The sequence below is a fragment of the Streptomyces sp. NRRL S-340 genome (genome assembly GCF_000720185.1).
Lineage (GTDB): Bacteria > Actinomycetota > Actinomycetes > Streptomycetales > Streptomycetaceae > Streptomyces.
Window position 1 is genome coordinate 1 of sequence record NZ_JOIY01000041.1, and the last position, 21,942, is coordinate 21,942.

The 21,942-nt window shown below is 68.6% G+C and carries 22 protein-coding genes and 3 pseudogenes; 9 read left to right on the forward strand and 16 right to left on the reverse strand.

The window, feature by feature from the left end:
* From IG64_RS42425 to IG64_RS42435, 3 genes are all read right to left on the reverse strand, one after another.
* Window positions 1–205: hypothetical protein (locus IG64_RS42425; RefSeq protein WP_234438634.1), on the reverse strand; the 205-nt coding region annotated here is incomplete at its 3' end.
* A 106-nt stretch (window positions 206–311) separates the two neighbouring features.
* On the reverse strand, window positions 312–749 hold the full coding sequence (locus IG64_RS42430; RefSeq protein WP_234438635.1) for a hypothetical protein: 438 nt from the start codon (window positions 747–749) through the stop codon (window positions 312–314).
* Window positions 746–1,120, reverse strand: coding sequence for a hypothetical protein (locus IG64_RS42435; protein WP_234438636.1), 375 nt, complete (start codon window positions 1,118–1,120; stop codon window positions 746–748). Before IG64_RS42435 ends, IG64_RS42430 begins: the two co-directional genes overlap by 4 nt.
* 331 nt (window positions 1,121–1,451) lie before the next feature.
* On the opposite strand from IG64_RS42435, the gene IG64_RS28590 reads away from it, so the two are divergent.
* Window positions 1,452–1,634, forward strand: a complete 183-nt coding sequence (locus tag IG64_RS28590; protein ID WP_158771660.1) for a hypothetical protein — start codon at window positions 1,452–1,454, stop codon at window positions 1,632–1,634.
* Here the strand turns inward: IG64_RS28590 and IG64_RS28595 are convergent.
* From IG64_RS28595 to IG64_RS28605, 3 genes are all read right to left on the reverse strand, one after another.
* Window positions 1,631–1,927: a hypothetical protein gene (locus tag IG64_RS28595; protein ID WP_158771662.1), complete on the reverse strand. Its 297-nt coding sequence runs from the start codon at window positions 1,925–1,927 to the stop codon at window positions 1,631–1,633. The two genes, IG64_RS28590 and IG64_RS28595, sit on opposite strands and share 4 nt — an antisense overlap.
* Before the next feature lie 171 nt (window positions 1,928–2,098).
* Window positions 2,099–3,220 carry a Gfo/Idh/MocA family protein gene (locus IG64_RS28600; RefSeq protein ID WP_037861420.1) on the reverse strand — a complete coding sequence of 374 codons (1,122 nt, stop codon included), beginning with the start codon at window positions 3,218–3,220 and terminating at the stop codon, window positions 2,099–2,101.
* 300 nt (window positions 3,221–3,520) lie between these two features.
* Window positions 3,521–4,546: an aldo/keto reductase gene (locus IG64_RS28605; protein ID WP_037861421.1), complete on the reverse strand. Its 1,026-nt coding sequence runs from the start codon at window positions 4,544–4,546 to the stop codon at window positions 3,521–3,523.
* 104 nt (window positions 4,547–4,650) lie between these two features.
* Between IG64_RS28605 and IG64_RS28610 the strand changes: the two genes are divergently transcribed.
* A complete protein-coding gene (locus IG64_RS28610) occupies window positions 4,651–5,106 on the forward strand; it encodes a MarR family winged helix-turn-helix transcriptional regulator (protein ID WP_037861422.1) in 456 nt (151 codons plus the stop codon).
* Between the two features lie 959 nt (window positions 5,107–6,065).
* On the opposite strand, the pseudogene IG64_RS39405 reads toward IG64_RS28610, so the two are convergent.
* From IG64_RS39405 to IG64_RS28625, 4 genes and pseudogenes are all read right to left on the reverse strand, one after another.
* Window positions 6,066–6,185 (reverse strand): annotated as a pseudogene (locus tag IG64_RS39405) (IS5/IS1182 family transposase); the annotation flags it as partial.
* Window positions 6,186–6,203: 18 nt separating this feature from the next.
* Window positions 6,204–7,097: a DUF1963 domain-containing protein gene (locus IG64_RS28615; RefSeq protein WP_037861423.1), complete on the reverse strand. Its 894-nt coding sequence runs from the start codon at window positions 7,095–7,097 to the stop codon at window positions 6,204–6,206.
* Between the two features lie 440 nt (window positions 7,098–7,537).
* Window positions 7,538–8,299, reverse strand: a complete 762-nt coding sequence (locus IG64_RS28620; RefSeq protein WP_107474382.1) for a CPBP family intramembrane glutamic endopeptidase — start codon at window positions 8,297–8,299, stop codon at window positions 7,538–7,540.
* Window positions 8,300–8,637: 338 nt separating this feature from the next.
* Window positions 8,638–9,390, reverse strand: coding sequence for an alpha/beta fold hydrolase (locus tag IG64_RS28625; RefSeq protein WP_037861425.1), 753 nt, complete (start codon window positions 9,388–9,390; stop codon window positions 8,638–8,640).
* Between the two features lie 90 nt (window positions 9,391–9,480).
* Here IG64_RS28625 and IG64_RS28630 point away from each other — a divergent pair, with 90 nt between their 5' ends.
* From IG64_RS28630 to IG64_RS28645, 4 genes are all read left to right on the forward strand, one after another.
* Complete coding sequence (locus IG64_RS28630; RefSeq protein ID WP_037861426.1) at window positions 9,481–10,371, forward strand: LysR family transcriptional regulator; 891 nt, start codon at window positions 9,481–9,483, stop codon at window positions 10,369–10,371.
* A 92-nt stretch (window positions 10,372–10,463) separates the two neighbouring features.
* Window positions 10,464–11,288, forward strand: a complete 825-nt coding sequence (locus IG64_RS28635; protein ID WP_051813422.1) for an SDR family NAD(P)-dependent oxidoreductase — start codon at window positions 10,464–10,466, stop codon at window positions 11,286–11,288.
* 127 nt (window positions 11,289–11,415) lie between these two features.
* A complete protein-coding gene (locus IG64_RS42440; protein ID WP_234438637.1) occupies window positions 11,416–12,147 on the forward strand; it encodes a transposase in 732 nt (243 codons plus the stop codon).
* Between the two features lie 958 nt (window positions 12,148–13,105).
* Window positions 13,106–14,638, forward strand: coding sequence for an alpha/beta hydrolase (locus IG64_RS28645; RefSeq protein WP_037861427.1), 1,533 nt, complete (start codon window positions 13,106–13,108; stop codon window positions 14,636–14,638).
* A 114-nt stretch (window positions 14,639–14,752) separates the two neighbouring features.
* Here IG64_RS28645 and IG64_RS42445 read toward each other — a convergent pair.
* Window positions 14,753–15,089: pseudogene (locus tag IG64_RS42445) on the reverse strand (alpha/beta fold hydrolase); the annotation flags it as partial.
* Between the two features lie 30 nt (window positions 15,090–15,119).
* Here IG64_RS42445 and IG64_RS28650 point away from each other — a divergent pair.
* Complete coding sequence (locus tag IG64_RS28650; RefSeq protein WP_078884274.1) at window positions 15,120–15,440, forward strand: DUF4440 domain-containing protein; 321 nt, start codon at window positions 15,120–15,122, stop codon at window positions 15,438–15,440.
* Between the two features lie 393 nt (window positions 15,441–15,833).
* On the opposite strand, the gene IG64_RS28655 is transcribed toward IG64_RS28650, so the two are convergent.
* Together IG64_RS28655 and IG64_RS28660 are read right to left on the reverse strand one after the other, a co-directional pair.
* Window positions 15,834–16,952, reverse strand: coding sequence for a fatty acid desaturase family protein (locus IG64_RS28655; RefSeq protein WP_037861429.1), 1,119 nt, complete (start codon window positions 16,950–16,952; stop codon window positions 15,834–15,836).
* A 7-nt stretch (window positions 16,953–16,959) separates the two neighbouring features.
* On the reverse strand, window positions 16,960–18,015 hold the full coding sequence (locus IG64_RS28660; protein ID WP_037861431.1) for a ferredoxin reductase: 1,056 nt from the start codon (window positions 18,013–18,015) through the stop codon (window positions 16,960–16,962).
* A gap of 86 nt (window positions 18,016–18,101) precedes the next feature.
* Between IG64_RS28660 and IG64_RS28665 the strand changes: the two genes are divergently transcribed.
* Window positions 18,102–19,241: a PucR family transcriptional regulator gene (locus IG64_RS28665; RefSeq protein WP_037861433.1), complete on the forward strand. Its 1,140-nt coding sequence runs from the start codon at window positions 18,102–18,104 to the stop codon at window positions 19,239–19,241.
* A 498-nt stretch (window positions 19,242–19,739) separates the two neighbouring features.
* On the opposite strand, the gene IG64_RS42450 is transcribed toward IG64_RS28665, so the two are convergent.
* Window positions 19,740–20,156 carry a hypothetical protein gene (locus IG64_RS42450; protein ID WP_234438646.1) on the reverse strand — a complete coding sequence of 139 codons (417 nt, stop codon included), beginning with the start codon at window positions 20,154–20,156 and terminating at the stop codon, window positions 19,740–19,742.
* Here IG64_RS42450 and IG64_RS28670 point away from each other — a divergent pair.
* Window positions 20,085–20,282, forward strand: a pseudogene (locus tag IG64_RS28670) (helix-turn-helix domain-containing protein); the annotation flags it as partial. The gene IG64_RS42450 and the pseudogene IG64_RS28670 sit on opposite strands and share 72 nt — an antisense overlap.
* Window positions 20,283–20,408: 126 nt before the next feature.
* On the opposite strand, the gene IG64_RS28675 reads toward IG64_RS28670, so the two are convergent.
* On the reverse strand, window positions 20,409–21,332 hold the full coding sequence (locus IG64_RS28675; RefSeq protein ID WP_037861438.1) for an NADP-dependent oxidoreductase: 924 nt from the start codon (window positions 21,330–21,332) through the stop codon (window positions 20,409–20,411).
* A 102-nt stretch (window positions 21,333–21,434) separates the two neighbouring features.
* Complete coding sequence (locus IG64_RS28680) at window positions 21,435–21,923, reverse strand: MerR family transcriptional regulator (RefSeq protein WP_420710003.1); 489 nt, start codon at window positions 21,921–21,923, stop codon at window positions 21,435–21,437.
* Window positions 21,924–21,942: the final 19 nt, after the last annotated feature.

Here is a 21,942-nt window from a genome sequence, read left to right on the forward strand (position 1 = left end):
CTCGCGCGGGGTGTGGGACACCGAGGAGGTCGTCGTCGACCTGGACGTCGTTCAGATCGCGGCCGCCTTGCGGGCGGCGCGGTAGGTCAGGCCGCAGCTGTGAGAGGTCGTCCGTCCCAGCGGATGCCCTGCGTTCTTGTCGTGGGTTCGAACTGGTCATCCGTGAGGTCAGCAGGACCCAGGGGCTGTGGGTGTCAACGGTCATGTTTTTCCCCATCGCGAGCGTCAGCTTCCCCGCCCAGACGTTCGCTCCGTCGTCACACCATCGTGGTCGTTTCTCGACCGACGGGGGTGAAGCGAGGTTCGGCTGATCAGTCCCAGTAGGATGCCGACTGGTCGACTCGGCCGCCTTTGCGGGGTGTGGGGATGTGGTCGCGAGCGCCGCCAGGCAGCGCGGCGACACACGCCGCCGAGCAAGCGTTGACCAGCAGGGGCAGTACGTCAGTGGCCACGCGCAGGGAGATCCACACCTGATGGAGTCCGCTCTGTTCGATCGGACGGTCGCAGACACTGCACCTGTGGGTGACGGTGGCGCCCCACCGCCGGGGATCCAGGTTTTCCGGATCGAGGTCCGCAACGGAGTCCAGGGAAGGCTGTAGCCGCGGGAACGGCGGTCTCAGTTTGTAGTTGCCGAACAACGCGCGCGTACTCACCGTGCTGCGGGCCAGCTTCCGGCATCGGGTGATCTCGTAGGGGAACCAGTGCAGCCGGTAGGAGGTGTGAGGGGTGAACTCCTCCAGGCTGGTCATGGCCCCGACCCGGGCGGGAGCCGGACCAGATTGCTGCCGTAGAGCACGAGGCGCTTAACCGCCGTCAGCTGGGCGATGCTCGGCGGCAGGGTGATGATCTGCCGCCGCTCTTGCGGGCTGAGCCCGGTCAGGGGGCGAAACTCCTCGCGCCCGTCGGCGGCGGCCTCGTCGATCAGCTCCAGCAGGTGGCGCCAGCCCTGAGCCGAGGTGTCCTGCCGCTCGGCATGGAAGCCGACTCGTGCTCGTGGATGCGGCCTGGACTGATCGAAGCACGAGCACGCGTCCTGGCGGATACCCCGCTGCTTTGGGGCCGGGTCCGATGTGTCGCCCCAGCGGTTCAGATGGAGCCCCGGCTCTGCCTCGTCCGTCATGGCGCCAAGATACGGAGGTCGCTGCAGCCCGTCTCAGGATTATCCGGGCGGGAGCGCAGACGACGCCCATCGCCGTACTCGAACGTCTGGCTGGGGAACCTGATGCTGCTGATGGGGAATTACGTGGAGTTCCCCACGCCTGTCCAACGCCGTTGCCCTCGCCGCCCTGCCGGTCGCCCTTGTCCTGTTGCTTACCGACTGCGGCTCCACCCCGGCGACGGGGAATGCTTCCTTCCCCACCCCGGTCGGCGGACCAGCGACGGAAGCGGCCGCCACGTCTGTGTGGTCCCTCATCGGCAGCGACGGTAAGACGATCAAGACGCTGTCCGAGATGATCCGGATGTCACGGGCGGTCTCGCTGCACTCCGCCGTCACCGACAACCGGGACTTCGACTCGGTCACCACCAGCGTGCGGGACGAGTTCTCCTTCTACACCGCCGCCTTCACCGAACGGCTCAGGGCTCAGGACTCAGGACTCAGGACTCAGGACTCAGGACTCAGGACTCAGGACTAAGCATCCCGCTCGGCGGCCTTCTTCCGCACGAACAAGCCGGCCACCCGGCAGGAGAACACCGCCTGGTACCGGTCGACCGTGTACCAGGACCGCACCACCGCCAAGGTCGAGATGGACACCGTCATCGAGTTCACCGCGGGCGACCCCGGATACCTTGAGAAGGGCGGTTTCGCCACGAACGTGCCCACACCCAGCACCGCAGTGTCGATCTGGTCAAGGAGAAGAGGCGCTGGGTGATCGCCGGCATCGAGAAGCCCCCCTGCCGAAACCGGCCGAGCGACCTGCGGGGTCATGAGGCCATCGGTGCCCGGGCCTTCCACCGGTCCCGCACACCGGCCGGCCCGCGCGGACCGTCATCGAACCAACTGCTCGACAACCCTCGGGTGCGGGAACCCGGGCGGAGCGACCTGCGGGAACTGCTCGTCACCGGCTCGGCTCGTCCCACCCGAGGCTCACGCGTCCGGTCACGCCGTCGTGATGGCGGATGCGATGCTGCGGTGCCGGGCGACGCCGTGTGCGAAGTCGGGTACGCCTGATGTGCCCTCGCGCAGGTCGTCCAGGAACTGCCGGTAGGCGTGAGCGACCGCGTAGGCCGGCGCGTCGGCTCGGGGGTCCAGTTCCGGAACTCGAACGTACGATTGCGGCACCGTCATGGGAGCGAGCGCGGTGGACGTTCCGCGGCCGCCTTCGAGGGTGAGCGGGCTGAGCTGGGGGTGGCCGACCGGGGCGGTGAGGACGAGGTCGCCCTCGGAGCCGTTGATCTCCCAGCGGAAGTTGGTTCCCCGAGCCATGCCTCCGCGGTAGTGGAAGGTGGCCACCGCGCCGCTCGGCAGCCGTCCCGAGGCCACCACCTGGTCCGCAGCGGTCATGGGCACGGGCTGTCCGCTCTCGGTGTCCACGGCCGACGTACGCCGTGACGCCAGTTGGATCCGCAGTTCCTCGGGCTCCCCCAGGACCGACGCGAGTCCGTCGAGGGCGTGGCTGAAGGGAACGGTCAGCAGCGTCGTGCCGTTCGCGGCGTCGAGCACGTAGTGATCGCCGGGGGCGACGGTGGCACCCCACGCACCACCGGAGCCCACAACCGTCGTGGACAGCACCTCTCCCACGTAGCCGTCGGCCACGAGATGCCGTGCGTAGGCGAGCGCCGGGTGCGACCGCGCTTGGAGTCCGACGACGGTCGGCACGGCGCGACTGCCCGCCGACTGCGCCATGTCCTCGGCCTCCGCGAGACCGTTGCCCAGCGGCCATTCGCACAACACGCTCTTTCCGGCGCTCAGCGCCGTCTGCACCAGTTCCCGGTGGTGAGGCACCTTCACCGCCACGACCACGAGGTCCACTTCGTCGCAGGCGACCAGTTCGGCCGCCGTCCCGAAGGCGCTGGCTACACCGTGCTTCCGCCCGGAGCGCTCCGCCGACTGTTTCGAACTCGTGCTCAACGCCCTCAGCTCATAGCCCGGGACAGCGCGCAGGGCCGGCAGGTGGGAGCGCTCGGCCCAGCTACCGTGCGCCCCGAGTCCGATGATCCCTACTCCGATCGTCTTCTCGGACCGGGCCAGTTCGGCAAGGAGTGACTCAGATGTGTTCATGACTCGTCACCTGTTCTTTGTATGGGTGGCACCGACGTCACTCGCTGTGGCCATGAAGCACATAGGGAGTGCCCGTCGCAGCGCCTCGTCACGAGAGGCGGGACCGCGTGTCGGGCAGGCGCCGGCGTGGGAGATTCACGCACGGTGGGTACGGGGTCAGCGGGCGATGCCGCGGACGGGGGTGCCGGACACGGTGCTAATGCGGGGATCGCGGAATCTCTGGCGCGGTTCACCGAGCATGGTGACGAAGGACCGTGCCGGTGGAAGGCGGGAAGCCTGCTCGACCGACGGCGGTCGGTCTCACGTGCTCGCAGACGGCTTCGGGCCGCGCTCGCTGTCCAGCAGAGCCATGAGAGGTGCGGCGTACCGGGTTCCGGCCACCGCGTCGGCCGGGACCGCCTCGTCGATCCTGCCGAGGTCCGCGTCGGTCAGTGTGACGTCGGCCGCGGCCAGAGCCTCATCGACGCGGTCGGGTCGGCGGGCGCCCAGGACGGCCACGATGGTGCCGCGCTCGCGCCCCTGGGCGGTGACCCAGGCGGTGGCGAGCTGCGCGACGCTGATGCCGTGTGCGTCGGCGAGCGGCCGCAGCCGGTCGACCAGGGCGAGGTTCGTGACGAGGTTGTCGGGGTGAAAGCGGGGCAGCCAGTGGGCGCGTGGGTCACCTCCGGCGGGTTGTCGGTAGGTGCCGGTGAGCAGGCCGTGTGCGAGTACCCCGTAAGCGGTGACGCCGATCCCCAGCTCGCGACAGGTGTCCAGGATGCCGTTGACCTCGGGGCCACGGCTGAACAGGGAGTATTCGATCTGTACGTCGCAGATCGGGTGCACGGCGTGGGCGCGGCGGATGGTCTCCGGGCCCACCTCGGACAGCCCGATGTGGCGCACGTGTCCGGCCTGGACCAGTTCGGAGATGGCGCCGACCGTGTCCTCGATCGGGGTGTCGGGGTCGAGGCGGGAGGGGCGGTAGATGTCGACGTGGTCGGTGCCGAGGCGGCGCAGCGAGTAGGCGAGTGCGTTCTTCACATGGGCGGGACGGCCCTCGATGCCGACGAAGGTTCCGTCAGGACTGCGCAGGCCGCCGAACTTGACGCTCAGGAGCGCCCCATCGCGGTCGCGGCCGGGGAGTGCGCGGCGGATGAGGTCCTCGTTGTGGCCCATGCCGTAGAAGTCGGCGGTGTCGAGGAGGGTGACGCCGGCAGCAAGGGCCGCGTGGATCGTGGCGATGGCGTCAGCCTCGTCAGCGGGAGCGGTCTGATCGGACATACCGGCGCAGCCCAACGCGAGATGAGTGACCTGCGGGCCACCGGTTCCAAGGGTTCGGGTGTGCATGGATCCTTCCGCGGGGTGGAAAGGCGGGCGCGGCCGACGGGGCCGGCGAGGCGGCAGCCACCTGCTACCGTTGACATCTCAACACTAAGAACGGGTGCGTTGATATGTCAACACCAAGTCGCGGAGATCACGAGCCGGACGAGCCCATGGGCGAGGCCGCACTGGATCCAGTCGACCTCTGGTCCGCCTTCAAGCGCGCCCATGAGATCGTCCGAAGCCGTGTGATCGCGGACGCCGCCGAGGCGGCGGGTCTGTCCGAGCCGGACTTGACGATCCTCGTCAACCTGAACAAGGCGGGGGGATCTTTGCGTCAGAGCGAGCTCGCCGCGTCGCTCGCCTGGGACCGCACCCGCATCTCCCACCAGCTCACCCGCATGAGCAAGCGCCAGCTCGTCACCCGCGAACGCGCCGGCGGTGTCATCGTCACCCTCACCGACACCGGACGGCAGGCCATCACCGCCGTGCACCCCGGCCTGGACGCCGCGGTACGCCGCCACTTCACCGACAAGCTCTCCCCGCAGGAGATCGAAACACTGAGTTCTGCCCTCCGTCGGCTGTAGCCGCCGGAACAGAAGCCGAAATGCCACAGGGCCCGATCACCGATCCCCGGCCGGATGGGCCCGCGCCCTTGAGCCGCCTGGAGCCCGGGGCGTCGCCGACCGCATGCCCCGATCGCCGCCGCTGCGCCGGCCGGGCCGCCACGGGCACGACCGCCCGGCCGACCATGAGCAGCTCGACCAGCGCCGGCCAGACGACCCGACTCGTCAGGTCTCGGCCCTCCGGACCGCCTTCACCGTGCGAGGAGCGGCGCGATCGGCCTGACGATCGAGCCAGGTGCGGACCGCTGTGCTCATCAGCTCGTCCCCCACCGGGAAGGAGACGGCGGCCCCGGTTACAAGCCGATCCGCGCCCCCACCGCGTCGCGGCCGGGGTACGGCTCGGCTCTTCGGCGCGGGCGGTGGCGCACATGCTGCTCCTTCCTGCGGGGCGAGAACGCCCCAGGACCAGTGACCGGCATATGGCACGCCTACGGCCCCCACCAGGCACGGAAGGGCAGACTTGCGGCTTCTTCCAGGTGAGGCCCGGGCACACCGGGCGGCTCCCGCCTCCTTACTCCGCCGCCCGTACGGGTCCGCGGCCGGTAAGTACCACCTACTGAGGAGCAGCTGCACGATCTGCTGGCTGACATGAGTCTCGGATCACGATTTGTCGTCGTGCAGCGGCTTGATCTGGAGCCCGCAGATCAGCACTACATGCAGGTCTATCTCAATGACGGACTGAGCTACCAGGTGGAATACCGTGAGGGAGGGCCGGGACAAGCAATTCCAGGCGTGGGTACCCCGTACACACGAGGTCTTCGCAGTGGAATCTGCGGCTGAGGTGCTCCAGGGCTGGGCCTGCGGGCGACCCGGTTGGCGTGACACTCCTTCTTGGTTTCCGTGGTCACCTGAAGAGTCATGCGCCCGTCACCATCCCCTCACAGCCACTCGTTGATGGCTGCCACCAAAACAGTCGCTTCTTAACGGACCGCGAGCTTGTCGTATCTCGTAGCCACGGCCCGGTAACTTTTTAGGCGGTTGATGCTGCACTCGACCGCGTGTCTGGCCTTGTGGTCTTCCGGATCGAGTTTCGGTGGACGGGGGTGCGTCGCATCTGGTCACATGAGCTCGAATTTGGTCACGGGAAGCGCCTTGTCCACCCGGACGGCGGCCAAGTCGTCGTGGCGGATGAAAAAACTCGTAGAGTAGATCTCGTAGTCCAGGGATTCCCTGGCGAGCGATACCCATTCGCTCCTCAGCCGGTGCTTTTCCTCCTCCAGGTGGGAATACCATTTCGCGATCGGGATGGCGGGGAGCTCGCCTGCCTTCTCGCGTCCCGCGAGGGTCTGCTCCGCGATGCTGTTGATCACCTCTTCATCGGCATACCCGCCGATGAAGAGGCCGGCGTCGGACGGCCAGAGGCGGTAGGCCAGGGCCCGAAGTTCATCCAGGTGCGGCAGGTCACGCTCCATGTACCGGGCCAACTGCTGCTGGAAGGGCAACATCTCCTCCCACTCGAGATCCTCCCAGTACTCGTGCCAGCCCTCGTCCTCGTCGCCCTCCTCAAGCCAGAGGGGCAGTTCGGCGCTGAGTTCGGCGCAGACATCGACCTGCTCGCGGACACACACGGAGCCGGGGGCTTCCGCGACCGCGGTTTCGGTGCCGCCCGGTACATACACGACTCGCGCATACCTCCCGGAACTGTCCTCATGGTCCTTCTCCTGGTCCACGAAGAAGAGCAGTGTCCCGTCCACCGGCAGGTCGAAGCCGTCGACTCTCGGCAGTGCCCCACAGTCGACGGAAAGGAGCAACGGCAACGGAATGTCCCCGGCAGACGGCCACTCCATGCCCACCGGCAGTCGGGGCAACCCACCGACCTGCCCGACCGGAGACCCACTGCCACGCCCGAGCAACCCGATCGACCAACGAAGGTGCTGGCTGAACCTGCTGATCTCGTCGTCCGGGATGCCCAACTCAAGCGCTGCCCGACGAAACTCCCCCTGATGATCCATGCACACGAAGGTAAACCCCTTTCCACTCAGCTGTCCCGCAGGGCGTTTGGCCGACACGGGTTGTACATGGCTGGCTGATGCGGGCGATCGGTCACCACGGACCACCCCCGCGGATCCGTCTCCAGGAAGCCGCGCAGTCCCAAGAGAGGTTGCGCGTGTCTGCTTCAGGAACGTGGTAAGCCCTGACTCGAGTTGCCACTGCCCCTCTTGAGCGGTCTTCGGCCACGAGGCTGAAAGGAACCTCAAGAGCGACAAAGCCTTTTAACGTCCGGACAAACGGGGCATCGAGCAGGACCCGGAAGTCGTCCAGCACCGGCAGCAGGAGACCTGGCCGGAGACCGGCGCGAAGGCGAAGAAGGACGGCGGCGAGACCCTCTTCGCCGACCGGGCCGACATCCGCTCCGACACGAGCGAGATCTCGCGGCCGTCGCGACGGTTGTTCAGCGGTGCCCGCGGCGCATGGGTACCAGGTTGCCGCGCCGGCGGGCGGCGATGAGCATGGGGATCGCGATCAGCAGGCTGACGATGACGGGCACGATCGACGCCTCAAGACCGAAGTCTCCACCGGTCAGCAGGTCGGGGCCGGTCGGATTGGTGGTCATCAGGCCCTCGGAGGCGTGGCCGGAGACAGGAATACCGATCAGGCCCAGGGTGGTGTTCCAGGTGAAGTGCAGGCCCACGGCGAACCAGATGTTGCGCCTCCACAGGAACGCGGCACCGAGGAGGACGCCGGCCTCGATGGCGATCGCGATCGAACTCCACACCGTGGCATCCGGGTTGGCCAGGTGCAGTCCGCCGAACAGCACCGCGGTGATCGTCAGGGCCGCCCAGCTGCCGCACAACTTCTCCAGTGCCTGGAGGGCGAGACCACGGAAGAGCAGTTCCTCGGTCACGGCGGCACCGACCGACATCGCGGCCATGCTCGCCACGATCGACAGGCCGTTACCGGACCGTTCGTTGAATGAGAACTCTGTGAGAAGCATGAGCATCGACACGGTGATGAACCCGAAGCCGATTGCGGCGCCGAACAATGTCTGTGTGACAGCTCCCGACTTCGAGATCTCCGGCATGCTCCGCCGAGCGACGTAGCGCATAACCGCCCAGTAGACGACAACCGCCACGACCGCGCCCACGATGGCGACCACCCCGCCCACCGAGGCCAGGCTGGACGCCAGACCCACACCGACTATGCCGGTCAGCATCCAAGCGAGGGGAGACTGCAAGCGGCCACCACTCCGGCGGGCGGATTGGGGCGACGCGGTGCGAGTCGTATTCAAGGTGATCTCCGTATGTCATCAGCCGCGTGCCTTCCGGCGGCCTGCCGAGAACGTTATGAGAGGGGCGATGTCTGCGAATCGCCCCTGAGTGGACAGTCCGAGTAGCTCTGATGGGGGACACAGGGCGACGGACGCCTCAGCGGCGGGGCGGTTCACGGGGCTTCCTGGAGGTGGCTACCCATCGGGTGGTGGGCCGTGGAGCGCATCGAACGAGACCTCTGGGCTGGATCGTCGGGCACTCCGGCCACGAAAGACCAGATCGTTTACCTGCTGCTCCAGAAGTCCGACAGCATGCGGGCCGTCTGTGCCGGGTCCTGCAGCATCCACCAGTGACCGAGTCCGTCGAGGTGGACGGCGCGGGCGCCGGCACGCCGGGCTGCGCGGTGCCGAAGAGCGACACTGCCGGCCGCGTGGTCCTCGGTGGCCACGGGCACCAGGCCCGGCCTGGCCGCGGCCGCGGCCAGATCCCGACCGCGCTCGCTGAGCAGCGCCCCTGGCACAGACCTGTACAGCGCGAGAATGGCCTTGCCCATCTGCGGGCTCTGGCCGAGCGCGATCTCGATGGCCGCCGGCTCGGGAACGCCCCATGCGGCCATGCGCACTGCCCGCTCCTCGCCGTCTCCCGAGAAGATGTCCTCCACGTGGCGCTCTCCGGCGCCCGGCGTCTGCCAGAGCTTCGCGATCTCGTGCCAGATGAAGTCCGGCTCGTAGCCGCCGACCGTGTCGCTGACCCAGCTGCGGAGCAGATCGGGACGGGCCATCGCCACCTCGGTGGCGAAACCTCCGCCGAAGTCATGGCCGACGATGTCCACAGGCGCCTCGAACCGTGACAACTCGCCGATGAGCCAATCCCGGTAGCCGAGGAACGTGGAATCGAAGTCCGGGGGAAGGGGCGCGCCGAAGCCCGGAGGCGAGAGCTGGACCGTCTCGCGCTGCTGGGACTTGGACAACTCCTTGATCAGCGGCGTCCACACCGCGGAGGTCGCGGGAACGCCGTTGACGAAGACAATGGTCATGGGTGAAGGACAGCAGCGCCCCTGAACAGCCGTCCAAGACCTGTTTCGCACCTCGTCATGCAGTAATCGCATAACAGGTAGGCTGCGGGCATGCTTCCCGATCTGGACCTGCGGCTGGTCCGGTACTTCGTGGTCGTCGCCGAGCATCTGAACTTCGGCCGTGCGGCCGAGGAGTTGCGCGTCGCCCAGCCCTCCTTGAGCCGTCAGATCCAGCGACTGGAAACCGCCCTCGGCGTACGCCTGCTGGAGCGCACCACTCGGGGCAGCCGACTCACCGCCGCCGGCGCGGCCTTCCTCCCGCAGGCGCAGCAACTGGTGCGCGCAGCCCGGCAAGCGGTGCTCACCGCACGCGCCGCGGCGCCGGCGCGCACGATCACCATCGGGTACGCCGACGACCTGGTCGTCACGCCCGCCGTACAAGACCTGCGCCGCCGGCATCCCGACGCCCATGTCCGCACACGCCACCTCGACTCGCCGGACGCCGGTGCCCTGACCGACCGGCAGGTCGACGCCCTGGTCATCCGCGCACCGCTGCCCGTCCCGGCCGACGGCCTCGACCTGACGGTCCTCTACTCCGAGCCACGGGTCCTGCTCGTCTCCGCATCCCACCGCTTCGCCGGCAAGGAGTCGGTCACCGTCGCCGACATCTCCGCGGAACCACTCGTCGGCTGCATCGGTACGGGCGCCGACTGGACCACTTTCTGGCGGCTGGAACCCCGGCCGGACCACGGTTCCGCTCGACTCGGCCCCACCCTTGCCGAAACCTACGACGACAAGCTCGAGGCCATCGCCGACGGCAACGCCGTCGCCGTCATCCCGGCCGGTGACCTGCGCTACACGCTCCGCCCCGGCCTCGTCACCGTTCCCGTCGACGAGGTCGAGCCCTGCCAGGTCGTCGTCGCCACCCGCACCGCGAGTACCGACCCCCTCGTCGCGGAGTTCGTCGAGACCGCGACGAGGCTCCTCGCCCGTCAGACCTGACCGCTCGCTGCCCCGTCCGTCATGCGGCTTCTGCATGACGGGGTGCGAAACGGGTCTTGGACGAGACCGCCGACAGGCCGTTGGCTGGTCGCATGACCATGGATTACCGCGCACAGACCGTCCTGCTCACCGGGGCCAGCTCCGGGATCGGAGCCGCCTTCGCCAAAGCCCTGGCCGCCCGCGGTTCGAACCTCGTGATCGTCGCCCGGCGCGCCGAGCGGCTCGCGTCGATGGCGGACGAGCTGCGCCGCACCACCGACGCCCGCATCGAGGCGATCCCCACGGACCTCTCCGCCCCGGCCGCCGCGAGCGAGCTGCACCAGGAGATCGCGGACCGGGGCATCCACATCACAAGCCTGATCAACAATGCCGGGTTCGGCTCGTTCGCCATGTTCCCCGGCACGGATCCTGAACGGCTCGCAGCCGAGATCGCCGTCAACGTCACGGCGCCGGTGCACTTGACCGCAGCGTTCCTGCCCCAGATGAGGAACGCCGGCAACGGCTTCATCATCAATCTCGCCAGCGTCTCCGCATATCTCCCGTCCCCCCGGATGGCCGTCTACGGCGCCACCAAGGCCTTTGCGCTCAGCTTCACCGAATCGCTGTGGGCGGAGCTGCGGGGCACCCCCCTCACCGTGTTCGCCGTCTCGCCCGGTGCCACAGGCACGGAATTCACCACCGGGATGGGACCGGACGCCGGGGTGCTGACCGCCGGGAAACTGCGCACTCCCGAAGACGTCGTGACCACAGCGCTGCACCACCTCGAACGCCGCGATCCCGGCCCGGCTGTCATCGACGGACGTGCCAACCGGCTCGGCGTCCTCATGAGCCGGTTCATGAGCCGGCGCCGGAGCGCTCTGATGATGGCGCGCGTCTTCGACCCCGACCGTCAGTCTCCTCCGCAGTCCACTGGGTGACTCATCCCCATGCTGGCCGGTGGAGCGGGTGCTGACGACGTATTCTGCGCCGAGCCCGGCCGCGGCCTGGCGGTCGAGGGCCTGTCCGGTGGAGTGCCCGATGACGGCGAGGCCGGTGACGAGACCGGTGCTGATCAGCAGGGTGGCGGCGGTGGCCGCGGCGCGGGTCGCGCAGGGCATTCTCGCGAGCGAGGCGGCCGGTGCCGAAGCGCCCGTTCAGCCGCCCCGTCATCCGGATCACCGGGGCGGCGAGCAGACCACAGCCGACCAGCGCGTCGCGCAGGCACTCCTCCGAGGCGGGGAGGTCATGGTGCGCGACCCCCGGGCGGAGGCCGACATGTGCGAGCGCCGGGTGGTGCTGTACGAGCGGATGATCCGCGAAGACGAAGCCGTCCCCGCCGACGTCCACAAATGGATCCGGCGAGTCGCTGGTCGGGTGCGGGGAGGCATCGCGCCGTGGCATCACACAGGGGCCGTGAATACATGTGCCTGGATCGTTTTCCTCGACGAATCAGGCGTCTCCCTACTCCCTCAGATTCGCCGTACCTACTCGCCCCGAGGGCGGGCTCCGCTCCTGCGGCGCCTGAACTGGAAGCGCGCGTCGATGGCCGGGGCCCTGGGCTACTACGCCACCGACCCCGACCGCGGAGCCCGCCTGTGCTTCCACCTCAAGCCCGGCAGCTACGACGCCGCCAAACTCATCGAGGTCCTGGAGCAGATGAAGGTTTTCTACCGCGGCGAGCGAGTGGTCCTCGTCTGGGACGGCCCGTCCGCCCACTGGAGCCGGGCGGTGTGGACTGGGTCGCCGAACAGGACTGGCTCACCCTGGAACGACTACCCGCCTACGCTCCCGAGTTGAACCCGGTGGGACTGCTGTGATCCTCACTCAAGAAGCGTGAGCTCGCCAACCTCGCCGGCGACCACCTCGCCGATGTCGCCGACGCCACCGAGCACGGCGTCCACCACATCAACGCCGCCCCCCCCAAGGCCTTGGTCGTTCCTCGCCCATACCGGACTTACCGTCCGCCCACCACACCCACCGAACTCACTAAAAGGTCAGTAGGTCCTCTCTTCCGGGTCTCGCTGGACGCGCAACGCCGGGTATCCCTCCCCTAACCCTTAGGGGTCGAGAGGGCCGCGCGCTGAACCGACAAGCCCGGAAGACAGGGAGGTCGCGCTGAGCGGGCCGACGCGTCAGCCTGGCCCGAACACCGCCGCTCCCGAGGGGCTCGCCGCCAGAAGAACCTGGTCACCGGTCGGGTGCTCCCCCCGCGCCGCTCCACCCGTACCACCGCCTGCAACACGGCCGGTCTACTGCATGGGCCGCTCACATGGCCCCTGCTCTCCGCGTGGAGTGCGGACGGCGGTGGGCAGCCAACTAAGCGACGAAGCAGTGACGTTGGCTGCCGCCCGCCGGTGCGGACGGTCGCGAGGAGCGGCAGCCCTGCCGGTGTGGTGCGCGCCAAAACCGGCGTCGTCACCCACCCCGGCGGATGCCGGAACGCGGCAACCGTGTGCACCCGCTCCCGCCCGGGCGCCGACGACACAGCGATCGGCCGCGCCGTCGGCGCTGCGACCGCTTGCGCCATCGCCGCGCTGCGGGCCAGGGCGTCCACGGCGTGACGGCCGGCGGGTGGCCGATCGGTTGCCTACCCGGAGCGACGAACGACAAAGGTCAGGACCTCAGCAGGAGGCCGGTGCGTCGCCGTACGCCACAAGTTGGATCACGACCCCATCCCCGCGCCGTACGAGGTGCGAGTGGCGTGGAACAGACACTGGAGGCGATCCGAGACACTGATTCTGCGCAGAGGACTGGCATGACTCTACGAAGCGGACGAACGATTTCCGTACTGACGGTCGGGGCGGCGACGGTCGTGATGGCAGGGCTCACTCCCGCGACGGCGTTGGCGGCGGAGGATCCGCTCCAGCAGTACGCACAGCAGAAAATCCGTTGGGAGCGCTGCGATGCGAGCGGACCGGCGGCGTTCGAGTGCGCGAAGGTGAAGGTGCCGCTGGACTACAGCCACCTCGGGGGCCGGAAGATCGACCTGGCGATATCGCGGATCAAGGCGGGCAGTGCGAAAGAGCGGCACGGCGTGCTGCTGATGAATCCCGGGGGCCCGGGCGTTCCGGGGCTGACCATGCCCCTGGAGATGGAGCCGCTGCTGTCGGCGGAGGTACGAGAACGGTTCGACCTGGTCGGCTTCGACCCGCGCGGGGTCGGGCAGAGCTCGCCGATCGGCTGCGACCTGACGGGCGACGAACAGACCTTCCAGCACCCCTACACCGCAAGGACGTTCGCGAAGGACGTGGCCCGGGCCCGGACCGTGGCCGACAAATGCTGGGCCAAGGCGGGGGACGCGCTGCCGCACATCACCACCCGCAACACGGCACGGGACATGGACGTTGTCCGGGCGGCACTGGGAGAGAGGAAGATCTCCTACTTCGGGTACTCGTACGGCACGTACCTGGGCGCCGTCTACACGCAGATGTTCCCCCGGCATTCGGACCGGTTCGTGCTCGACAGTGCGCTCGATCCGACGCTCGCGTGGCGAGGGATGTTCCGGGGGTGGTCGGCGGGGGCCGAACTCGCCTTCACCCGGTGGACCGAGTGGGCCGCTGCGCGCAACGCCACGTACGGGCTGGGCACGACCCCGGCGGAGGTCCGCAAGACGTACGGGGAACTCATCGCCCGCGCCGACCGCACGCCCGTCCCGACGAAGGGCGGGGCGCTCAGCGGTGGCGCCATCCGTTCCGAGTACGGCGCGTTCGTCCACGTGGCGACCGTCACCCCGTGGATCGTCGCGTTGAAGGCCGCGGCCGCGGGCGGAGCGCCCGCGCCGGCCACGCCTACCGCGTCGGCGGTGCCCGACTCCGTCCCGGTCCGGTCCGCCGAAGCGGGGGCGGCAACGTCTGGTGCGGACGTCCCGGCGGACAACCAGTCCGCTGCCGTGTGGGCCGTCTTCTGCGGCGACACCCGCAGCTGGCCGCGCAACCCCGAGCTGTACCGCCGGGACGCGATCCGAGACCGAGCCGAGTACCCGCTGGCCGGCGACCTGGGGGCCAACATTCAGCCGTGCGCGTTCTGGAAGTCAGCGAGAAGCGAGCCGGCCACCGTGGTGAGCAACGACGTCAACGCGCTGATCGTGCAGAACGAGTGGGACCCGCAGGCGACGCTGGCCATGGCGCAGGGCATGCGGCGGGCGCTGCACGGTGCGCGGATGGTCACGGTGGCCGGTGGTGAGGGCCACGGCGTGGTGGTGGCCGGCCCGTCCTGTGCGGACGTCGACGTCACGCGGTACCTGACCACGGGCCGGCTGCCCGCGAAGGACCTGACCTGCGGCGGCTAGCTGTTGTGCAAGTGCTGGTCACAACCACTGAGGTTTTCTCAACGAAGATGCCGAAGGCGCCAGGTGGCAAGAATCAGCCTCGGCCTGGCGCCTTGTGTGCAGGGTAAGGAGTACTCAGTTGGAGTGCGCCTCCAGAGCGTCGATCATCCCGGACCAGAGTTCGCGGGGGGCGGTCGTGTCCCATGCCGGGGATCAACAAGAGCTTCGCTCCGGGCACCAGGTCTGCGGTGCGTTTCCCACCACTGGGGCCAATCAGCGTGTCAGCCAAGCCATGGATCACCAGAGTCGGCACCCGAAGCTTCCGCAGTGCGTCTGCGCGTGAGCCACCGAGGATCATCGCGCCGAGTCGGCGCACTACTCCGGCCGGGCAGTAAGCGCGGTCGTAGCTGTCTGCAGCCAGCTCACGAAGGATTGCGGGGTCTCCGTAGCGCTTGGAGGCCCACACCAGGCCTTCGACAACCACGGCGGCAAGACCGCGGACGTGGCCCGGATCCGCCGGCTGGTCATTCCGGGGGGCGTAATCGTGCTGACCGGGCCGAAGTACTCGGTCTTCACCATCGACGAGTTCATTGAGCCTCGCGAACGCCTGCTCTCCAAAGGGCGGTTGGTCGAGTTCTCGGAGTGGGAGACCTCCGAGCGGACAGAGATCGCGAACGACATCGCGTCGCGCTTCGGCGAGTACCGCAAGGCCGGCGCCCTGGACGGCAGGCCGTTCGAGGGCGGCGGGACCAAGACCTTCCAGTTTGTCCGCACCCCGGAAGGCTGGCGGATCGCGGCGTTCTCCTGGTACGACCAGTCCTGAGCGCAGCAGTCCGCAGGACAGGGGCGTTGCGGAGTCCCGGTGATCATGTGAGTGTCGACCGACCGCGCACCTGCCGGCCGTGATGACCTGCGACGGCCGAGCCGTCACTCAGCAGGCCACCTCGCCTCACACACCGGACTCGCCCAGGTCACTCGCGGATCGGGTTGGTTTGACAGACCCACCGGGTGCTCGCCCAGGCAAGCACCCGGTCGAGCGCACCATGGGGCGAGCTGTTCATGACGCTCTGGGCGCCAGATCGCGGTACCACGAGCCTGCAAGCGGGCTCTGGCCTGGCCTTTTCCGATGACGCATCACGTGGAGTGCGTGGGCGATTCTGGAGTCTGGGAACAAGGGCGCCTGGCCTCGGGTTCGTGAGCCAGGCGCTTGTAACAATCAGGCGGCGACGAGTTCCTGCTCACGGTCCGGCGTCTTGACCTCGGGCTTCTTGTTCGGCAGCGAGAGCCGGAAGACCTTGCGCCACGCGGAGAGCACCTGTTTGGGCAGCGGTCCGGTGACGTACTCCAGCTCGTACTTCTCGAACAGCGCGCGCACCTTCACCGCGACCTCGGCGTACCGGTTGCTCGGCAGGTCCGGGAACAGGTGGTGCTCGATCTGGTGCGACAGGTTGCCGGTCATGAAGTGCATGGCCCTGTTGCCGCTGATGTTCGCCGAGCCCATCATCTGGCGCAGGTACCACTGGCCGCGTGTCTCGCCCTTGATCGACCGGCGCTCGAAGACCTGTACGCCCTCGGGGAAGTGCCCGCACATGATCACCGAGTGGGACCAGAGGTTGCGGACCAGGTTCGCGGTGAACGTGGCGGCGAGCGTGGGGAGGAACGAGGGGCCCGACAGCAGCGGGTGGATCACGTAGTCCTTGAGCACCTGCTTGCGGATCTTGCGGCCCACGGCCTTGGCCCGCGCGCGGAACTCCGGGTTCTTGCGGCGGCGCTTGTTCAGGTTCTTGCCGAGCTCCAGGTCGTAAGCTGCGATGCCGTACTCGAAGAAGCAGGCGTTGATGAAGTTCCACAGCGGCTGGCCGAGGTGGAACGGGTGCCACTTCTGGTCCTCGTCGACGCGCATGATGCCGTAGCCGAGGTCGTTGTCCTTGCCGATCACGTTGGTGTACGTGTGGTGCAGCTCGTTGTGCGAGTGCTTCCACTGGTCGGCCGGCGAGACGTGATCCCATTCCCAGGTGGTGGAGTGGATCTTCGGGTCCCGCATCCAGTCCCACTGGCCGTGCAGGATGTTGTGGCCGATCTCCATGTTGTCCATGATCTTCGCCACGGACAGACCGGCGGTGCCGAGCAGCCACGCGGGCGGGAAGATCGAGAACAGCAGCACGCCCCTGCTGACCAGTTCGAGCGTGCGCTGCGCCGAGATGACCCTACGGATGTAGGCGGCGTCCCTCTCGCCGCGGCCGGCGATCACCTCATCGCGGATCGCGTCCAGCTCGCGGCCAAGCTCCTCGATCTGCTCCGCGGTCAGGTGGGCGGTGGGGTCGATGGCGGTCAAGGTGCTCCTACCGGTCGATGTCGCAGGGGCCCGCCGCGGCGGACACGCAGGTCTGGATGAGGACGCCCGGCTCGGCTTCGGTGATCTCGCCGGTGCGCAGGTCGCGGACGGCGCCCGCCTTGAGCGCCGTGACGCAGCCGAAGCAGATGCCCATGCGGCACCCGGAGGGCATGAGCACGCCGGCCTCCTCGCCGATGTCCAGCAACGGCGTGGCGCCGTCCGCGTCGACGGTCTTGCCGGTGGCGCTGAACGTGACCTCGCCGCCGCCGCCGACGGCGACGATGCCGGGGCGGAAGCGTTCTGTGTGCAGGCGCTGTTGGACGCCGTGCCCGCTCCAGTGCTCTTCGGCGGCGTCGAGCAGGCCCGCAGGCCCGCAGGCCCAGGTCTCGCGCTCGGCCCAGTCGGGCACGACTTCGTCGAGACGGGCGATGTCGAGCATGCCGTCTGTGTCGGTGTGCACCTCGGTGAGCCGCAGCTTCCTGCCCGCGACCAGGTCGTGCAGTTCGTTGCGGAAGATCACGTCTTGCGGCTGTGGCGCGCAGTGGACCATGACGACGTCGTCGAACTCGACGTCGCGCAGCATGCCCATCACGGGCGTGATGCCGCTGCCGGCCGTCAGGTAGAGCACCTTGGCGGGCTTGGCCTGCGGCAGCACGAAGTCACCGGTCGCCTGGTCGAGCTGGATCAGCGTGCCCGGTTTCGCCCTGCGGACCAGGTGGTTGCTGACCTTGCCGTCCGGGATCGCCTTCACAGTGATCGTGACGCGGCCGTCCTGACGGTTTGTCGGCGAGGTGATGGAGTAGGCACGCCACAGGCGCACGCCGTCGACGTCGACCCCGATCCGCACGTACTGACCGGCTGTGTGGCCGCGCCAGCCCCGTCCCGGCCTGATCACGATAGTCGCGGCGTCACCCGTCTCAGGGTGCACGGCCTCGATGCGCCCACGCAGGTCAGCGCCCGCACGGAGCGGGCTGACCAGGTCGAGGTAGTCCGACGGCAGCAGCGGCGTCGTGACCATCTCCAGCAGTTTCCACGCCCTGCCGCGGAGGGCCGCACTCATCATGACTCCAGCTTGATGCGCCTCAAGGCGTAAAGTCCTGACCGCAAGACGTAAATCTGGTCGGCTGAATTGTTCGCAGGGAACAAAACGTGAGCCATGCAATCCGGAGGGCCAGCGAACTGGCCCTGGACGAGACGACGGTCACCGCACTGAGGGCCGCGCTGAAGACCACCGCCGACGAGGTCGTCCAGGCGATCATCGACGAGGTCCCCTCCTACGCCAACGCCCTTTCGGGCCACATGGGCGCCACCATCCGCCGAGCCGTCCGCACCGCCCTCGGGCACTACCTGGACCTCGCGAGCGGCAACGATACAGGCGGCGACGCCGGTGACGCAGCCTACGAGCTGGGCCGCGGCGAGGTCCGCGACGGCCGTTCGATGGACGCTCTGCTCAGTGCCTACCGCGTCGGCGCCCGCGTGGCCTGGCGTTGCCTGGCAGCGGGTGCCGTACACGCAGGTCTGCCCGCCGCCGAGGTCGCCAAGTTCGCCGAGCTGACCTTCGCCTACATCGACGAGCTCTCCGCCGCGAGCGCCGCGGGCCACGCCGACGAACTGGCCGCCCGGGGCCGGGCCCACGAGCGCCACCTGGAGCACCTGGCCCGCGACCTCCTCGCCGGCGCGAGCCCGGACGTGCTGCTGGCCTCTGCTCAACGGGCCGGGTGGCAGCCTCCCGTTTCGCTGACCGCGGTCCTGTTGCCCGCCGCCCAGGCCCGGCCTGCCTACCGCACGCTCGACCCGAGCACCCTCGTCCTCGACGATCTGCCGGACGCCACCGGTGTGCTGCTCGTCCCCGATGCCGCCCGATCACATCTCTTGCGGCAGCTGACCGACCGCACCGCCGTGGCCGGCCCGGCCCGGCCATGGACTCGTGCGTCCGCCTCGTACGCACGAGCCGTACGCGCGCGCTCCCTCTCCTCCGGTATCCGCGACACCGAGGACCACCTGCCCGAGCTGGTGCTGAGCGCCGACGTGGACGCGTTCGCAGACCTGCGTGCCCGTGCCCTCGCGCCGTTGCGGGCTCTGCCTGTGGCCACCGCCCGGCGGCTGGAGGAGACGTTGCGGGCCTGGCTGCTGCACCAGGGCAGGCGGGATGAGGTGGCGGCGGTGTTGTTCGTCCATCCCCAGACCGTCCGGTACCGGATGTCGCAGCTGCGGGAGCTGTTTCCGGATCTCGCATCGCCACACCGGGTCCTTGAACTGACGCTGGCGGTCGGTCTTCGGGCCAGCTGACGCGTACTTCGACCGTCCACGAACTCCCGGCGGATCCCGGCATCGTGCTCGGTGTCCACCTGGGCGTCCTTGCAGCCGGGACGGTTCGGGTGAGCGACGTGATCAGGGTGCAGCAGGTCGGCTGACAGGGAGCGTTCCACCACGGGTCGCCCACCTGCCGGTCCCGTCAGGTCTGCGCTTTACACGACCAGCCACACCCGGTCGCGACTGAGCGGGAGTTGGCCGAGGAGGACGCCGGTCGCGTCGAGCAGAGTGTTGGCGAAGGCTGGAGCGACCGGGTTGAAAGGGCGGACTGTCGGCCGTGACGCCCGTTTGACTCCCTGGGCACCCACATGCATGGCGATGGGCCACGAAATGGGATCCGACCTCCTCGGGTTTTCCGTAGATCGCTCAGGTCGACATCTTCCGATGACCCACCAGGTCGGTGGGCCGTGATTGAACCGGTCGCGGAGAGCTCCTGAACTGTGGTTGTGGGCGCACAATGTGCGGTGCGGGCGTTCAGTAGGTGGGACCGTAAGGGCTCCAGTGCCCGAGGAAGGGTTTCAGGTCGTCGGCTCGTGGCTTGGGAATGTCGGGCAGCCGGGGCGGTGTGTTCAATGGGTCGAGGCGCTCAACGGTGGCCGCTGCCCAGCTGATCCATTCTTCGGTGTCGGTTCTGGCCTGGCCCGGAGGCATGGCCTCGACTCGCGTGTGTACGGTGCTCACGTATTGGGTCAGTCGGGTGGCGTGACGCGATGCTGCTTCCTGAGCTTCTAGGTGCCTGACGCGGTACGCCTCCGCGTACCGGATGCGGGCTTGTTCCATGGCGGCTTCCCAGCGGATGCGCTTCTGGCGTGCCGCTTCGGCCTCGTCCGGGTCCCGGTCCTCGCCCAGCTGGTGCAGGCGGACGAGGACACGGCGCGGGACGTGATCCACCGGTTCAACGAGACCGGTCTGGCCTGCCTGGACCCTCGGTGGGCGGGAGGCCGTCCCCGCCATCTCAGCACTGACGATGAGGACGTCGTCGTCCAGACGGCCACCACCCGCCCGACTCGTCTCGGCCTGTCGGCGTACGCCTGAACGTGCTCAACCCCGTACAGGTGGACGTGCTCAGTTGATGAGGCGCTGGCCACGGGTTCTCGTCAGTCTGCAATGGACGGTCGACAGCGTCAGACGACCGGGCACTTCTCATGCCACCTTGATGACGACCTTGCCCGAGGTGTGACCGTTCTCGACGGTGGCGAGGGCGGCGGGGGCGTCGGAGAGCGGATGGACCGCGGTGATTACGGGTGCGAGGAGTCCGTCGAGGGCCAGCCGGGCCGACCGCTCCAGGTTCTCGCGGTCGACGCGACGCTCGACGAAACGCCCACCGAGATCGGGCACAGACATATCACCCACAGCGATGACGTTGCGGGGATCCCGGGCCAGCGGAGCGACCGTCCGCAGCGAGGTGCCTCCGGCCAGGTCGACGATCCCGTCGAAGCCGTCCGGAACCAGCTCGCGTGCCGCGGCGGCGACGTCCTCGGCGGTGCAGTCGATGAACCGCACCCCGATGGCCTCGGCGTGCTCGCGTTTGGCGGTACTCCCGGTGCCGATCACACACAGCTCGCGCCCGATGGCCAGTCGGGCGACGGCGAGGCCGACCCCGCCTCCGACCCCGTTGACCAGGACCGTGGCACCGGCCGGAAGGCCGAGCTGGTCGAGTGCGTCCACCGCGGTCGTCCCGGCCACTGGCAGCGTTGCCGCCACGGTCGCGGACAGACCTTCCGGGATGCGCGCGGTGTTCGGCGCGGACAGCACCGTCGTCTCGGCGTAGGTGCCGCCACCGGTGAGTACGAAGCCGAAGACCGCGTCACCCACCTCGAGCCCGTTGACGTCCTCGCCTCGGGCGAGAACGGTTCCGGCTGCCTCCATGCCCAGCACGCGGGGAAACGGACGCCCGCCGTCGAGCCCGTCGACCAGACCCGAGCGCAGAAGGTGGTCGAGGGGATTCACGCCGGCCACGGTGACCCGGATCAGCACCTCGCCGCGACCGGGGACGGGATCGGGACGATCGAAGAACTCCTGTACCTCGGGCCCGCCATACCTGCCAAAACCCCACGCCTGCCCCATCTACTGCCGCCTCTCGTATGACCGCCCCGGTGATTCCGGCGTTGTCGCCATCCTCACCTCTGACATTGATGTGAGGGACAACCGGCTGAGACGCAGATCACATCAGGCCGACTGCGCCACCGGTTCCGGGGCCGTGGACAGCTCCGCCCGGTGTCGGCTGTTGGCCCTGATCAGCACGTCGAGTGCATCCCGGGTCTCGATCAGGTGCGCGATGTCGGCGTCGATCCGGTCGCGCTCGCGCATCATCGCCGTGAACGTCTCCTCGGCGACGCCCAGGTCACCCGGGACGTCCACACACGGCAGCACAGTCGTGATCACCCTGCTGGACATACCCGCGTCGAACAGCTGTCGGATGAGTGACACGCGCTGGACCGCAGCATCGGAATAGTGACGCTGCCCCGCGTCGGAGCGTGAGCTGGTCAGCAGGCCCTGCTCTTGTCGCCCGCCCGGTCCTCGAGGACGCCCGCTGCTCCCCGCCCGCGCGGGGATGGTCCCCGGATCCAGTACGTGGCGCCCGCAGCGACGGTCTGCTCCCCGCCCGCGCAGCGCACGAACTGCAGCACACAGACGGTGGCCAGCTGGGCGGGAGATAGGCCCGGACGCCCGTCAC

Bases quoted from the DNA above. Each gene is read 5' to 3' on its own strand.
- IG64_RS42430 (WP_234438635.1), bottom strand. From the start codon at position 749: ATGACCAGCCTGGAGGAGTTCACCCCTCACACCTCCTACCGGCTGCAC.
- IG64_RS42435 (WP_234438636.1), bottom strand. From the start codon at position 1,120: ATGACGGACGAGGCAGAGCCGGGGCTCCATCTGAACCGCTGGGGCGAC.
- IG64_RS28590 (WP_158771660.1), top strand. From the start codon at position 1,452: ATGATCCGGATGTCACGGGCGGTCTCGCTGCACTCCGCCGTCACCGAC.
- IG64_RS28595 (WP_158771662.1), bottom strand. From the start codon at position 1,927: ATGACCCCGCAGGTCGCTCGGCCGGTTTCGGCAGGGGGGCTTCTCGAT.
- IG64_RS28600 (WP_037861420.1), bottom strand. From the start codon at position 3,220: ATGAACACATCTGAGTCACTCCTTGCCGAACTGGCCCGGTCCGAGAAG.
- IG64_RS28605 (WP_037861421.1), bottom strand. From the start codon at position 4,546: ATGCACACCCGAACCCTTGGAACCGGTGGCCCGCAGGTCACTCATCTC.
- IG64_RS28610 (WP_037861422.1), top strand. From the start codon at position 4,651: ATGTCAACACCAAGTCGCGGAGATCACGAGCCGGACGAGCCCATGGGC.
- IG64_RS28615 (WP_037861423.1), bottom strand. From the start codon at position 7,097: ATGGATCATCAGGGGGAGTTTCGTCGGGCAGCGCTTGAGTTGGGCATC.
- IG64_RS28620 (WP_107474382.1), bottom strand. From the start codon at position 8,299: ATGCTGACCGGCATAGTCGGTGTGGGTCTGGCGTCCAGCCTGGCCTCG.
- IG64_RS28625 (WP_037861425.1), bottom strand. From the start codon at position 9,390: ATGACCATTGTCTTCGTCAACGGCGTTCCCGCGACCTCCGCGGTGTGG.
- IG64_RS28630 (WP_037861426.1), top strand. From the start codon at position 9,481: ATGCTTCCCGATCTGGACCTGCGGCTGGTCCGGTACTTCGTGGTCGTC.
- IG64_RS28635 (WP_051813422.1), top strand. From the start codon at position 10,464: ATGACCATGGATTACCGCGCACAGACCGTCCTGCTCACCGGGGCCAGC.
- IG64_RS28645 (WP_037861427.1), top strand. From the start codon at position 13,106: ATGACTCTACGAAGCGGACGAACGATTTCCGTACTGACGGTCGGGGCG.
- IG64_RS28660 (WP_037861431.1), bottom strand. From the start codon at position 18,015: ATGATGAGTGCGGCCCTCCGCGGCAGGGCGTGGAAACTGCTGGAGATG.
- IG64_RS28675 (WP_037861438.1), bottom strand. From the start codon at position 21,332: ATGGGGCAGGCGTGGGGTTTTGGCAGGTATGGCGGGCCCGAGGTACAG.